Origin of the sequence: Polaromonas sp. (assembly GCF_036676035.1) — a bacterium.
Lineage (GTDB): Bacteria > Pseudomonadota > Gammaproteobacteria > Burkholderiales > Burkholderiaceae_C > Polaromonas.
Map to the genome: position 1 here is coordinate 69,327 of NZ_JAKFDR010000098.1, position 12,480 is coordinate 81,806.

Annotated in this window: 12 protein-coding genes; 9 read left to right on the plus strand and 3 right to left on the minus strand. The window is 63.6% G+C overall.

What is annotated here, in order from left to right:
* Window positions 1–87 precede the first annotated feature (87 nt).
* From V6M61_RS14610 to V6M61_RS14630, 5 genes are all read left to right on the plus strand, one after another.
* A complete protein-coding gene (locus V6M61_RS14610) occupies window positions 88–1,218 on the plus strand; it encodes a Fic family protein (RefSeq protein WP_332777308.1) in 1,131 nt (376 codons plus the stop codon).
* A 76-nt stretch (window positions 1,219–1,294) separates the two neighbouring features.
* Window positions 1,295–1,651, plus strand: a complete 357-nt coding sequence (locus V6M61_RS14615; RefSeq protein WP_332777309.1) for a hypothetical protein — start codon at window positions 1,295–1,297, stop codon at window positions 1,649–1,651.
* Window positions 1,648–2,799 carry a hypothetical protein gene (locus tag V6M61_RS14620; RefSeq protein WP_332777310.1) on the plus strand — a complete coding sequence of 384 codons (1,152 nt, stop codon included), beginning with the start codon at window positions 1,648–1,650 and terminating at the stop codon, window positions 2,797–2,799. The genes V6M61_RS14615 and V6M61_RS14620 overlap by 4 nt, the downstream gene beginning before the upstream one ends.
* The gene (locus V6M61_RS14625) at window positions 2,787–5,237 is read left to right on the plus strand and encodes a TOTE conflict system archaeo-eukaryotic primase domain-containing protein (protein WP_332777311.1); all 2,451 of its coding nucleotides are present in this window, start codon (window positions 2,787–2,789) and stop codon (window positions 5,235–5,237) included. The genes V6M61_RS14620 and V6M61_RS14625 overlap by 13 nt, the downstream gene beginning before the upstream one ends.
* A 211-nt stretch (window positions 5,238–5,448) precedes the next feature.
* Window positions 5,449–6,195 (plus strand): rRNA pseudouridine synthase, encoded by a 747-nt coding sequence (locus V6M61_RS14630; protein ID WP_332777312.1) that lies wholly within the window; start codon window positions 5,449–5,451, stop codon window positions 6,193–6,195.
* Window positions 6,196–6,252: 57 nt separating this feature from the next.
* On the opposite strand, the gene V6M61_RS14635 is transcribed toward V6M61_RS14630, so the two are convergent.
* Window positions 6,253–6,735 (minus strand): YqaA family protein, encoded by a 483-nt coding sequence (locus V6M61_RS14635; RefSeq protein WP_332777313.1) that lies wholly within the window; start codon window positions 6,733–6,735, stop codon window positions 6,253–6,255.
* A 141-nt stretch (window positions 6,736–6,876) separates the two neighbouring features.
* Between V6M61_RS14635 and dusB the strand changes: the two genes are divergently transcribed.
* From dusB to purH, 3 genes are all read left to right on the plus strand, one after another.
* The gene (gene dusB / locus V6M61_RS14640; protein ID WP_332777314.1) at window positions 6,877–7,953 is read left to right on the plus strand and encodes a tRNA dihydrouridine synthase DusB; all 1,077 of its coding nucleotides are present in this window, start codon (window positions 6,877–6,879) and stop codon (window positions 7,951–7,953) included.
* Window positions 7,950–8,186: a Fis family transcriptional regulator gene (locus V6M61_RS14645; protein ID WP_332777315.1), complete on the plus strand. Its 237-nt coding sequence runs from the start codon at window positions 7,950–7,952 to the stop codon at window positions 8,184–8,186. The genes dusB and V6M61_RS14645 overlap by 4 nt, the downstream gene beginning before the upstream one ends.
* 70 nt (window positions 8,187–8,256) lie before the next feature.
* Complete coding sequence (gene purH, locus V6M61_RS14650) at window positions 8,257–9,840, plus strand: bifunctional phosphoribosylaminoimidazolecarboxamide formyltransferase/IMP cyclohydrolase (RefSeq protein ID WP_332777316.1); 1,584 nt, start codon at window positions 8,257–8,259, stop codon at window positions 9,838–9,840.
* A 98-nt stretch (window positions 9,841–9,938) separates the two neighbouring features.
* Here purH and hemL read toward each other — a convergent pair whose 3' ends face one another.
* Both hemL and thiD read right to left on the minus strand, forming a co-directional pair.
* Complete coding sequence (gene hemL, locus V6M61_RS14655) at window positions 9,939–11,258, minus strand: glutamate-1-semialdehyde 2,1-aminomutase (protein ID WP_332777317.1); 1,320 nt, start codon at window positions 11,256–11,258, stop codon at window positions 9,939–9,941.
* Window positions 11,239–12,213 carry a bifunctional hydroxymethylpyrimidine kinase/phosphomethylpyrimidine kinase gene (thiD, locus tag V6M61_RS14660; RefSeq protein WP_332777318.1) on the minus strand — a complete coding sequence of 325 codons (975 nt, stop codon included), beginning with the start codon at window positions 12,211–12,213 and terminating at the stop codon, window positions 11,239–11,241. Before thiD ends, hemL begins: the two co-directional genes overlap by 20 nt.
* A gap of 82 nt (window positions 12,214–12,295) precedes the next feature.
* On the opposite strand from thiD, the gene V6M61_RS14665 reads away from it, so the two are divergent.
* On the plus strand, window positions 12,296–12,469 hold the full coding sequence (locus tag V6M61_RS14665) for a rubredoxin (protein WP_332777319.1): 174 nt from the start codon (window positions 12,296–12,298) through the stop codon (window positions 12,467–12,469).
* Window positions 12,470–12,480 lie beyond the last annotated feature (11 nt).

Below are 12,480 nucleotides of genomic sequence, written 5' to 3' on the forward strand. Positions count from 1 at the left end.
CGGCGCTGTGATGTAAGAATGGGTGCAAATGGGTTGAATAATGCGCCGCGCACTGTGCAGCGTAAGCCCGAGGAGAAATGGGTGTAAATGGATGTAGCATTGGGCTCAATGATCCAGTCCAACACCGTCCAGATCGCCCCGGAAATCCTGAGCCTCATCGCCGGTGTCGATGAGTTCAAGGGTGCCTGGCGCGCGCTCGGCACGCTGGCGCCGGATCGGCTGTCGGCATTGCGGCGGGTGGCCACCATCGAGAGCATCGGCTCGTCCACCCGCATCGAGGGTAGCAAGCTGTCGGACCGCGAGGTCGAGCGCCTGCTGTCCAACCTGCAGATCAAGTCATTTACCACACGCGACGAGCAGGAGGTGGCCGGCTACGCCGAGCTCATGGAACTGGTGTTCTCCTCTTGGCAGGACATCCCGCTGACCGAGAACCACATCAAGCAGCTGCACCGCGACCTGCTGGCTTACAGCGAGAAGGACGGTTGGCACCGGGGCAATTACAAGACCTCCTCCAACAGCGTGGTCGCGTTTGACGAAGACGGCAAGCAGCTCGGGGTGGTGTTCGAGACAGCGACGCCCTTCGACACGCCTCGCCTGATGACCGAACTGGTGACATGGTTCAATAAAGAGCGGGAAGATCAAAAGAGGGGCCGGCTTCATCCGCTGTTGCTCATCGGCCTGTGGGTCGTGGTGTTCCTGGAGATCCATCCCTTCCAGGACGGCAACGGCCGTTTGAGCCGAGTACTCACCACCCTGCTTTTGCTGCAGGCCGGTTATGCCTATGTGCCCTACAGCTCGCTCGAAAGCGTGATCGAGCAAAGCAAGGAGGCCTACTACCTCGCGTTGCGGCAGACGCAGGGCACCATCCGCACCGAGGCGCCCAACTGGCAACCCTGGTTGATCTTCTTTCTGCGCGCGTTGGCGGAGCAGGTGCGCAGGCTCCATCGCAAGGTCGAGCGTGAGAAGCTGGTGCTGGCCGCGTTACCCGAGCTGTCGCTGCAAATAGTCGAGTTCGCACGGGAGCATGGCCGCATCACGATGGGCGATGCGATGCGCCTGACCGGTGGCAATCGCAACACGCTCAAACAGCATTTCCGTGCTCTGGTGGAGCGTGGTCACTTGGGGCTGCATGGTGCTGGTCGGGGTGTCTGGTACGAACTCGTGGCAGCGCCACAGGCATTGCCTGATGTTCCCAAGAGCAGGCAATCGGGGGGCTGATGGACAACGTCTTTCACCGCGAGCAGTTCGTGGCTGCACTGCGGGCCGGCCATTCGACCGGCGAGGCATAGCCGCCATGGCGCAAAACCCCTTCGCCGGCCCTTGGCGCATCGTCTGGATGAGCGGCTGGGATCAGGACTACGTGGACATGGACGTGCCCGGCCACATCACTTTCAGTGCAGGCCGATCCGGCAGCTTTCAGTTCGGCATGGTGCAGGGGCAGATGGACTGCAAGGTAGACAAGCAGCAAAGCCTGCGCATCGATTTCACCTGGCATGGCTTCGACGAAGGCGACGAACTGACGGGCCGTGGGCATGCCGAGATCGTGGCTGGCGAATTGAAGGGCCACATCTACGTACACCTCGGCGACGACTCGGCATTTCGCGCGGTGAAGCAAACCCCAACCGTGCGCAAGCGCAAAGCCGCAGCATGAGCGAATACCAGTACTACGAATTCGCGGCCATTGACCGGCCCCTCATTCGCGCCGAGATGACGCAACTGCGTGCGATTTCCACGCGCGCCGAGATCACGCCAGCGGGCTTCGTCAACCACTACGAGTGGGGCGGCCTGAAGGCCGACCCGTCCGATTGGATGCGGCGCTACTTCGACGTCTTTGTCTACACCGCCAACTGGTGCAGTTGCCGGCTGGCCTTGCGCGTGCCGCTGGCCGCCTTCCGCAAGGCGGAGGTAAAGCCCTTTGCCACCCGGCACACCCTGAGCATCGAGGCGAACGATGCGCATTGGATCATCGACTGCTCGCTCGACGAGAGCGAGAACTATGACCGCTTCAGCATGGACGACGGCAACGGCTGGATGCGGCGCCTGGCACCGTTGCGCGACGAACTGCTGCGTGGCGACCTGCGGCCGCTGTACCTCGGGTGGTTGGCCGCAGCCAGCGAACTCCGGGATGACGCGCTGGAACCGGAGGTGCTGCCCGGCTTGTCGGACTTGTCCCCACCGCAGCAGGCACTGGTCGAATTCCTGGAGATCGATGCCGACATGCTGGCCGCCGCCATGACCGGGAGAGCCCGCGTTTCACGGGACGATGCTGCGCAGGCCGATCGCATCGATGCGTGGCTGGACGAATGGCCGCGCAACGAGATGGCGGCGGTGCTGAAGTTGATCGCGCAAGGGCGGGGACACGAAGCGGAACGCCAGGTCAGATCCCGCCACGCAGCCTGGCTGAAGACACAACGCCCGGCATCAGCCTCGCCCGGACCGCGACGCAGCGTGGGCCAACTGCGCGAACTCGCCCAATCGGCCTCTGGCGTCCGCCTGGAGTGTGAAGCAAAGAAACGCGCGAAGCAGGAGGCTGAACGCCGCCAGCAACGCGAAGCGACCCTGCGGCTGTTGATGGCCGATGTGGACAAGCACTGGGCAGCCATCGATGCACAGGCGCAGCGCGGTTCGGCATCGGGCTATGAACAGGCGGTGCGCGCCCTGGCAGAGTTGGCCGAAGGCTATGCGCTCACGTCCAGCAGCAAGGAGTTCGAACGCGCATTGCGGCGCTTCCTGGTGCACCATGCGACGCGTGGTGCCTTGCTGCGCCGGTTGACCGCAGCGGGTCTATGGACGGGATGATAGCGGGCAGGGACGATGAACTCGCCCGGCTGCGCGCCGAGAACGCTCGGCTGGTCGGGTTGCTGGACGCCCATGGCATTGCCTGGCGTGTGCCGGAACCTGTGGCCGCCGTGGTTTCTGCCGTCCCGTTGTCCACGGACGACAAAGTCGCGCTCTTTCGCCGGCTGTTTCGCGGCCGCACCGATATTTATCCCGTGCGCTGGGAGAGCAAAGCGGGCAAGACGGGCTATTCGCCGGCGTGCGCCAATGAATGGCGCGCGGGCGTTTGCGAGAAGCCTCGCATCAAGTGCGCTGACTGCGGCCACCGGCTGCACGTGCCGCTGACCGACCAGACGATCTACGACCATCTCGCCGGCCGTCACACCATCGGCGTGTATCCGCTACTGGCGGATGACAGCTGCCATTTCCTCGCGGTGGATTTCGACGACGCGGATTGGCGCAGCGACGCCCGGGCCTTCATCCAATCCTGCCGCGAACTGGGAGTGCCGGCCGTGCTGGAAATCTCGCGCTCGGGCAACGGTGCCCATGCGTGGGTGTTTTTCTCGTCGAAGGTCGCGGCACGGGATGCACGACGGCTCGGCACCGCCATCCTCAGCCACACCTGCGCCCGTACCCGGCAACTGAAGCTGACGTCCTATGACCGGCTGTTCCCGAACCAGGACACAATGCCCAAGGGCGGCTTTGGCAATCTGATCGCTTTGCCGCTACAGAAAGCGTCTCGCGAGAGCGGTGGCAGCGTGTTCGTGGACGATGCGCTGCAGCCCTACGCTGACCAGTGGGGCTTCCTCGCATCGGTACAGCCCATGGTGCCGCACGACATCGAGCCGACGATCCTGCGTGCCACCGGCGGCTCGCATCCGCTCGACGTCACCTTCATCACCGAGGAGGACCCGCAAGAACCGTGGAAACGCACGACGCTGGCCAAGCAGCGTCTGCCCGGCCCAATGCCCACATCGCTGACCGTGACCCTGGCCAACATGCTGTACTTCGACAAGGCGTCTGTGCCACAAGCGCTGGCGAATCGCCTGATCCGGCTGGCGGCATTCCAGAACCCGGAGTTCTACAAGGCGCAGGCGATGCGCTTGTCGGTGTGGGATGAACCGCGCGTGATCGGCTGCGCCGAGAACTTCCCGAACCACATTGCCTTGCCGCGTGGCTGCCTCGATGCCACCAGGGAGCTTCTACGCGATAACGGCATCCGCTGCGAACTTCGGGACGAACGCTTTGGCGGACAGCCGCTGGAAGTGCGCTTTGCTGGAATGTTGCGGCCGGATCAGGATGCAGCCGTTGCTGCAATGCTGGCGCACGACACGGGCATCCTGTGCGCGCCGACCGCATTCGGCAAAACTGTCGCGGCAGCGGCCCTGATCGCCCGGCGCGGCGTGAACACGCTGGTGCTGGTGCATCGCACCGAACTTCTCAAGCAATGGCAAGAACGGCTGCAGGCGTTCCTGGCGACCGACGAGCTGGGCAAGAGCGCGATCGGCACCATTGGCGCAGGCAAGGCCAAGCCCACGGGACGGATCGATATTGCCGTGATGCAGTCGCTTCACAGGCAAGGCGAGACCAGCGAACAGGTGGAGGACTACGGCCACGTCATCGCCGACGAATGCCACCACCTCTCAGCCGTATCGTTCGAGGCGATCCTGAAGCGCGCGAAGGCCAAGTACGTGCTCGGACTGACTGCCACGCCCATCCGGCGTGACGGGCGGCAGCCGATCATCTTCATGCAGTGCGGCCCGACACGTCACGTGGCTGCGCGGCCAAGGGGTGCACCGCAAACCTTGGAGGTGATTCCCCGCTACCTTTCCGCCCACATCACCCTGGCCGGGGACGCCGGCATCCAGGAAGTGTTTCGAACGCTTGCGGGCGATGCTGGGCGCACCGCTGCCATCGCCGAAGAAGTTGCCAGCGCCTATGCGCAGGGCCACAAGGTGCTGGTGCTGACCGAGCGCACCGAGCACCTCGACGCCATGGTGACTGCGTTGGCCGGTCGCGTGCCCACGCTATTCACGCTGCACGGCCGCATGTCGAAGAAGCAGCGCGCTGCCTTGATCGGTGAACTGGATGCCCTGCGACCCGACGCGCCGCGCGTGCTGCTGTCCACCGGCAAGCTGGTTGGCGAAGGCTTCGACCACCCACCGCTGGACACCCTGGTGCTGGCCATGCCCATCTCGTGGAAGGGTACGCTGCAACAGTACGCCGGCCGTCTGCACCGCGAACACGCCAACAAGACCCGCGTGCACATCATCGACTTCGTCGACGCGGGTCACCCGGCCCTGTTGCGGATGTGGGACAGGCGCCAGCACGGCTACCAGGCGATGGGCTACCGCAACCCAGCCGGCCCAGTCAGCGATAATCTGGACTTCGACGCGGCGGCGCCAGATGAGGTGGCCGCTGCGGTCACAGAAGCGGGTATGAACGCGGGTATGAAATGAAGATCGAAGCACAGCGACCGAGCATTGGTGCGGCCGCCCGCCCATTCTTCCTGTTCAATATCTAGAAGATCAGGAGATCGTTCGGCGGGTTTTAGGGTGTTTTAGGCCCCTGGCCCTTTGAATGTATGCGCAAGTAGCTATCGAATTGATAGTGGATTAGCGCCGACCGGCAGCACCAGCTGCCCAACTTTTCACCGGGGCCGATCTTTTCATGACAGAAGCTGTTCGCCTTGCCAAACGCCTTGCCGAACTGGTGGGCTGCTCGCGCCGCGAGGCTGAGCAGTACATCGAAGGCGGCTGGGTCACGGTGGACGGGCAGGTGGTGGAAGAGCCGCAGTTCAGGGTGCTGCAGCAAAAGATTGAGCTCAGCCCCGACGCCAGCCTGATCGCACTGTCACCGGTCACCATCTTGCTGCACAAACCGCCAGCTTGCGAGGCCGGTCTGGGCGCGGGCACGAATGCGGCCCACTCCGCCGCTCAATTATTGTTGACGGCCAAGCAGTGGCCGGATGACCGCTCCGGGGTCCGGCCACTCAAAAAACATTTCTCCGACGTCAAGCTGGTGACCCCGCTGGCCACCGCGGCCAGTGGCCTGGTGGTGTTCACGCAGGACTGGCGCATGACGCGCAAGCTCACGGAAGATGCCGCCGTGATCGAGCATGAAGTCATTGTGGAGGTGAGCGGCGAGATCGTGCCCGAAGGCCTGAAGCGGCTCAATCGCATCGACCACGGCTTTACCTTTAATGGTGTGCTGCTGCCGCCGTGCAAGGTCAGCTGGCAAAACGAGACGCGGCTGCGCTTTGCCCTCAAGGGCGAGCAGCCCGGGCAGATCGCCTATATGTGCGAAAGCGTGGGGCTCACGGTGCAGGCCATGAAGCGCATCCGCATCGGCCGCGTGCCCATGAGCAACCTGCCGGTGGGGCAGTGGCGCTACCTGTTGCCGCACGAGCGGTTTTGAGGCCGGCGTAAGCCCAGAGGCATGTCCAGCGCAGCGCATGCGGTGGCATGCGGGGGGTCAAAAGCCAATGCCTCCAGGAAACGCCCACAGCAAACCGCCCGTCATCATGACGTAGCGTAAGAACTTGCCGATCGCCATGTAGGCCAGGCAGGGCCAGAACGGAAACTTGAGCCACCCGGCCACCGCGCAGAGCGGGTCTCCCACCGCAGGCAGCCAGGACAGCAGGCAGGCCTTGGGGCCCAGATGCTCCAGCCAGCGCAGGGCCCGTCCATGGTGCGTGGAGTGCGAGTACTTGTCGACCACCTGGTGCGCCTCGTAGCCCATCCACCAGTCCAACGCGCCCCCCAGCGTGTTGCCTACGGTGGCTACCAGAAGGGTGGGCCAGAATAGTTCGGGGTTGATCTTGACCAGGCCAAACACCACCGGCTCGGAACCCAGGGGCAGCAGGGTTGCGGAGATGAAAGACACCACAAACACCGTGCTCAGGCCAAATTTTGGCAAGGCCAGCAGTGTCAGCAGGTGTTCAAGCCAGATTTCCATATGGGCCTGAGTATAGGGAGCAAAGGGGGCGCAGAATGGAGGTGCAGGTGGTTATAAACAGGCGCCGGATTTCAATTGCTGAAATTTTAGGCAGCTACAATCATGCCTCGTTTTTCAGCAATTACATCCCCGGCATTTTTCATGAACATCGGCCCCTATGCTCTGGCAAACAACCTGTTTGTCGCACCGATGGCCGGTGTGACGGACCGGCCGTTTCGCCGGCTGTGCAAGCAGCTGGGGGCCGGTTATGCGGTCAGCGAAATGGTGACCTCGCGCCGCGACCTGTGGGACTCGCTCAAAACCTCGCGCCGTGCCAACCATGAAGGCGAAGTGGCCCCGATTGCCGTGCAGATTGCCGGCACCGAGGCGGCCATGATGGCCGAGGCGGCCGCCTACAACATTGACCGCGGTGCGCAGATCATTGACATCAACATGGGCTGCCCGGCCAAGAAGGTCTGCAACAAGTGGGCCGGCTCGGCCCTGATGCAGGACGAGGCGCTGGCCCTGTCGATTGTGCAGGCTGTGGTGGCCGCCTGCGAGCCGCGCCAGGTGCCAGTCACGCTCAAGATGCGCACGGGCTGGTGCCAGTCGCACAAAAATGCCCTGGTGCTGGCGCGTGCGTTTGAGAGCGCCGGCGTGCAGATGGTCACCGTGCATGGCCGCACCCGCGAGCAGGGCTACAAGGGGCAGGCCGAGTACGACACCATCGCCGCGGTCAAGGCGGCCCTGAAGATTCCCGTGGTCGCCAATGGCGACATCACGACGCCTGAAAAAGCCCGCGATGTTTTGGCCTGCACCGGCGCCGATGCCGTGATGATTGGCCGCGCCGCGCAGGGCCGGCCCTGGATTTTCCGGGAGGTGGCGCATTTCATGGCCACCGGCACGCACCTGGCGCCGCCGCTGGTGGCAGAGGTCAAGCGCCTGCTGCTCGACCATCTGCTGGACCATTACACCCTGTATGGCGAGTTCACCGGCGTGCGCTCGGCGCGCAAGCACATTGGCTGGTACGTCAAAACGCTGCCCGGGGGCGAAGCCTTTCGCGCGCGCATGAATTCGCTGGAAGACTGCCAGCAACAGCTGCAGGCTGTTGCAGACTTTTTTGACGACCTGGGCGCCCGCATGGACCGCATGCCCGCCCCTGCGCAAGCCCTGGCGGGCGCAGGCATGGACAACAACGATAAAAAACAGCTTGAAGAACAGGAGGGATGGGCTGCATGAGCAAGAAACACATTGAGGAGTGCGTGCGCACCAGTCTGGAAGGTTATTTCAGGGATTTGCGCGGCACCGAGCCCGGTGGCATGTACGACATGATGGTCCGCGTGGTGGAAAAACCCCTGCTGGAAGTGGTCATGCAGTACGCCGACCAGAACCAGTCCCGGGCCGCTGAATGGCTGGGCCTGAACCGCAACACCCTGCGTAAAAAGCTGGTGGAGCACAAGCTCATCAAGTGAGCCGCAGCAAGCTGGCGTGCTGTCCGCCGTCAACCCCGCCTTTCAACCCCATTTGCCCTCAAAGAAAACCATGAACGCATTAATTTCTGTTTCCGACAAAACCGGTATTCTTGAATTTGCACAGGCGCTGCACGCGCTGGGCATCAAGCTGATTTCCACCGGCGGCACCGCCAAGCTGTTGGCCGATGCCGGCCTGCCCGTGACCGAGGTGGCCGCTCTGACCGGTTTTCCGGAAATGCTCGATGGCCGTGTCAAAACCCTGCATCCCAAGGTCCATGGCGGCCTGCTGGCACGCCGCGATATGCCCGAGCACATGGCGGCGCTCAAGACGCATGGCATTGACACGATTGACCTGCTGGTGGTCAACCTCTACCCGTTTGAAGCCACCGTTGCCAAAGCCGGATGCACGCTGGAAGACGCGATTGAAAACATCGACATTGGCGGGCCCGCCATGGTGCGCTCGGCCGCCAAGAACTGGAAAGACGTGGGCGTGCTGACCGATGCCTCGCAGTACCAGGCCGTGCTCGACGAACTCAAGGCCGGCGGCAAGCTCACCGATAAAACGAAATTTGCCCTGTCGGTGGCCGCGTTCAACCGCATCAGCCAGTACGACGGCGCGATCAGCGACTACCTCTCGAGCATCCAGGCTGACGGCAGCCACGGCCTGTTCGGGGCCCAGGCCAATGGCCGCTTCATCAAGCTGCAGGATTTGCGCTACGGCGAAAACCCGCACCAGCAGGCCGCCTTCTACCGCGATCTGTACCCGGCCCCCGGCTCGCTGGTGACGGCCCGGCAGCTGCAGGGCAAGGAGCTGTCGTACAACAACATTGCCGACGCCGACGCCGCGTGGGAATGCGTCAAGAGTTTCGACAGCCTCAAGGACGGCGCCGCCTGCGTGATCGTCAAGCACGCCAATCCCTGTGGCGTGGCCACCGGGGTCGATGCGCTGCAGGCCTACAGCAAGGCGTTCAAGACCGATCCGACCTCGGCTTTCGGCGGCATTATTGCCCTGAACTGCCCGCTGGACGAGCGCGCGGCGCTACAGATTTCGAAGCAGTTCGTCGAGGTGCTGATGGCGCCGGCCTTCACGCCCGAGGCGCTGGAGGTGTTCAAGAGCAAGGTCAATGTCCGGATTTTGCAGATTGACTTGCCGCCAGGTGGCGATACCGCCTGGAAGCAGGGCCGCAACGCCATGGACATCAAGCGCGTCGGCTCGGGCCTGCTGATGCAGACGGCCGACAACCATGAACTGACCCTGGCCGACCTGAAGGTGGTCAGCAAGCTGCAACCCACACCGGCCCAGCTGCAGGACCTGCTGTTCGCCTGGAAAGTGGCCAAGTACGTCAAGTCCAACGCCATCGTGTTCTGCGCCGACGGCATGACCCTGGGCGTCGGGGCCGGCCAGATGAGCCGCATCGACTCGGCTCGCATCGCCTCGATCAAGGCGGCCAATGCGGGCCTGACGCTGCAGGGCTCAGCCGTGGCCAGCGACGCGTTTTTCCCCTTCCGCGACGGGCTCGACGTGGTGGTGGACGCCGGCGCGAGCTGCGTGATCCAGCCGGGCGGCAGCATGCGCGACGACGAGGTGATTGCCGCCGCCAACGAGCGTGAAGTGGTGATGGTGCTGACGGGTGTGCGGCATTTCCGTCATTGAAGTTCGCCGCCCGGCGAACTTCGACTTTCAGTAAAACAGGCTCTGGCCCCTGATGGTATTGCGAGAGGCGCTATTAATTTGGTAGCAAATTTACCGCTTCAGGCACCGGCAAAGAACTGCGCCGCCGCGTCTACCGTGGCCTCAATGTCCGCAGCCGTATGGGCCGAGCTGACGAAGCCGGCCTCGTACAGGGCCGGTGCGTAGTACACGCCGCGTGCCAGCATGGCATGAAAGAAGCGGTTGAAGGCCGGGCTGTCGGTGCTCATTACCGTGGCGTAGTTTTGCGGCAGCTGGCCCAGCAGGAAAAAGCCGAACATGCCGCCCTCGCTGTCGCCGCAGAAGGCAACGCCGGCCTTGCCGGCCGCTTGCGTCAGGCCCGCCACCAGGCTGCGCGTGCGCTCGCCCAGCGCCTCATAAAACCCCGGTTTGCGGATTTCGCGCAAGGTGGCCAGGCCGCAGGCCGTGGCGACCGGGTTGCCCGACAGCGTGCCGGCCTGGTAGACCGGGCCCAGCGGCGCCAGCTGCTCCATCACCGCGCGGCTGCCGCCAAAAGCGGCCAGCGGCATGCCGCCGCCAATCACTTTGCCCAGCACCGTCATGTCGGGCTTGAAGCCGGGAATGCTTTGCGCGTAGACGCTTTGGGCGCCGCCCAGGGCCACGCGAAACCCGGTCATCACTTCGTCAAACACCAGTAGCGCGCCGTGTTGCGTGCAGAGTTCACGGCAGCGTTTCATGAAGGGCACGCTGGCGCGTACAAAATTCATGTTGCCGGCAATCGGCTCTATCATCAGGCAGGCAATGGTGTTGCCGTGCAGTGCAAACACTTCTTCCAGCTGGGCAATGTGGTTGTACTCCAGCACCAGCGTGTGCTGCACCACTTCAGGCGGCACGCCGGCGCTGGTGGGGTTGCCAAACGTGGCCAGGCCTGAGCCGGCCTTGACCAGCAGCGCATCGGCATGGCCGTGGTAGCAGCCCTCGAACTTGATGATCTTGCTGCGGCCCGTGGCGCCGCGCGCCAGGCGAATGGCGCTCATGGCCGCTTCGGTGCCCGAGCTGACCAGCCGGACCATTTCGAGCGAAGGCAGCAACTGCACGATTTCTTCGGCCAGCTCCACCTCGCGCTCGGTCGGCGCGCCGTAGGAAAAGCCTTCCAGCACCGCGCGCTGCACGGCCTCGACGACCGCCGGGTGACCGTGGCCCAGGATCATGGGGCCCCAGGATCCGATGTAGTCAATGTAGCGCTGGCCATCGGCGTCCCAGAAATAAGCGCCTTGCGCCCGCTGCACAAAGCGCGGCGTGCCGCCAACTGCCTTGAAGGCGCGAACCGGGGAATTGACCCCCCCGGGGATCAGCGCCTTGGCGCGCTCGAACAGGGCTGCATTGCGGCCGGGGGCAGATTTAATGCTTGGTAGTTCCATTGGTAGGCAAGTCAAAAGGGGGTGCGGTAATCAGGGGGTCGGCGCTCTGCGGGTCGCCCGGCGCCGGCTCGTCGCCGGCCTCTTCGAGGTCCATGTCTGCCTGCGCCCAGAACATGCGGTCGGGCACGATGTTGCCCATGCCGGGGTGAAAGCCGGCGTCCAGGCTGTGGTCCAGGTAAGTCAGGGCTTCGGTGGTGGCGGCCTGCAGGTCGTGGCCGTTGGCCAGCAGGGCCGACAAGGCTGCCGACAGCGTGTCGCCCGCGCCCGAAAAGGTGGCTTCAAAGCGCTCGAATTTTTCGCTGTACAAAACCGCTTGCGGCGTGGCCAGCACGTTGTCGATGAATTGCTCGGGCATCGGAATGCCGGTGACCAGCGTGTAGGGCACGCCGAGCTCCGAGGCGGCTTTGGCGATGTCGCGCGCCGACGGGCTGCGCTCGCCCGGCCAGTCGGGCAGCAGCCAGCGCCAGAGGGTGCTGTGGTTGCCGACCAGCACCGTGGTTTGCGGCAGCATCAGTTCGCGAAAGGCGTCGAGGTAGTTGTCGATCTGGCTCTCATCCCACCAGGACAGGGTGGGCATGTAAGCAATCAGTGGTACTTCGGCGTAATCGGATGCGATTTCCGCAATGGCGCTGATGTTTTCCGGCGTTCCGACAAAGCCGACCTTGATGGCGCTCACCGTCATGTCTTCCAGTGCGGTGCGGGCCTGTTCGGTCACGGCCTCTTCGTCAAACGCGCAATGGTCAAAAATCTCGGCGGTGTCCCGCACGTAGGCGCCGGTCACAACGGCCAGCGCGTGCCCGCCGGCGGAGGTGATGGCGGTGATGTCGGCCGTCAGGCCACCGGCACCGCTCGGGTCGCTGGCATTGAAGCTCATGACACAGGCCGGGGAGGTTTCGCTGTCGTCGTCAGCCAGGAGCTGTGTGCTGTCCGCAGGGGGTGGGTTGGGGTTTGCCATAGGCTGGGATTTTGCCTTGTACGCGAATAAGCAACGCCGCCTCGATACAATTGTTGCATTCTATTCGAAGGCAACTTAAGCTGTGACTCAAACAATGACCTGGATGTGTTTAATTTGTGGGTGGATTTACGACGAAGCGGCTGGCGCGCCAGAGCATGGCATCGCTGCCGGCACCCCCTGGGCCCAGGTCCCCATGAACTGGACCTGTCCCGAATGCGGCGCGCGCAAAGAAGACTTTGAAATGGTTCAGATATAAACGGATAAATG

Coding starts and splice junctions, on each gene's coding strand:
- V6M61_RS14610 (WP_332777308.1), top strand. CDS start 88: ATGGATGTAGCATTGGGCTCAATGATCCAGTCCAACACCGTCCAGATC.
- V6M61_RS14615 (WP_332777309.1), top strand. CDS start 1,295: ATGGCGCAAAACCCCTTCGCCGGCCCTTGGCGCATCGTCTGGATGAGC.
- V6M61_RS14620 (WP_332777310.1), top strand. CDS start 1,648: ATGAGCGAATACCAGTACTACGAATTCGCGGCCATTGACCGGCCCCTC.
- V6M61_RS14625 (WP_332777311.1), top strand. CDS start 2,787: ATGGACGGGATGATAGCGGGCAGGGACGATGAACTCGCCCGGCTGCGC.
- V6M61_RS14630 (WP_332777312.1), top strand. CDS start 5,449: ATGACAGAAGCTGTTCGCCTTGCCAAACGCCTTGCCGAACTGGTGGGC.
- V6M61_RS14635 (WP_332777313.1), bottom strand. CDS start 6,735: ATGGAAATCTGGCTTGAACACCTGCTGACACTGCTGGCCTTGCCAAAA.
- dusB (WP_332777314.1), top strand. CDS start 6,877: ATGAACATCGGCCCCTATGCTCTGGCAAACAACCTGTTTGTCGCACCG.
- V6M61_RS14645 (WP_332777315.1), top strand. CDS start 7,950: ATGAGCAAGAAACACATTGAGGAGTGCGTGCGCACCAGTCTGGAAGGT.
- purH (WP_332777316.1), top strand. CDS start 8,257: ATGAACGCATTAATTTCTGTTTCCGACAAAACCGGTATTCTTGAATTT.
- hemL (WP_332777317.1), bottom strand. CDS start 11,258: ATGGAACTACCAAGCATTAAATCTGCCCCCGGCCGCAATGCAGCCCTG.
- thiD (WP_332777318.1), bottom strand. CDS start 12,213: ATGGCAAACCCCAACCCACCCCCTGCGGACAGCACACAGCTCCTGGCT.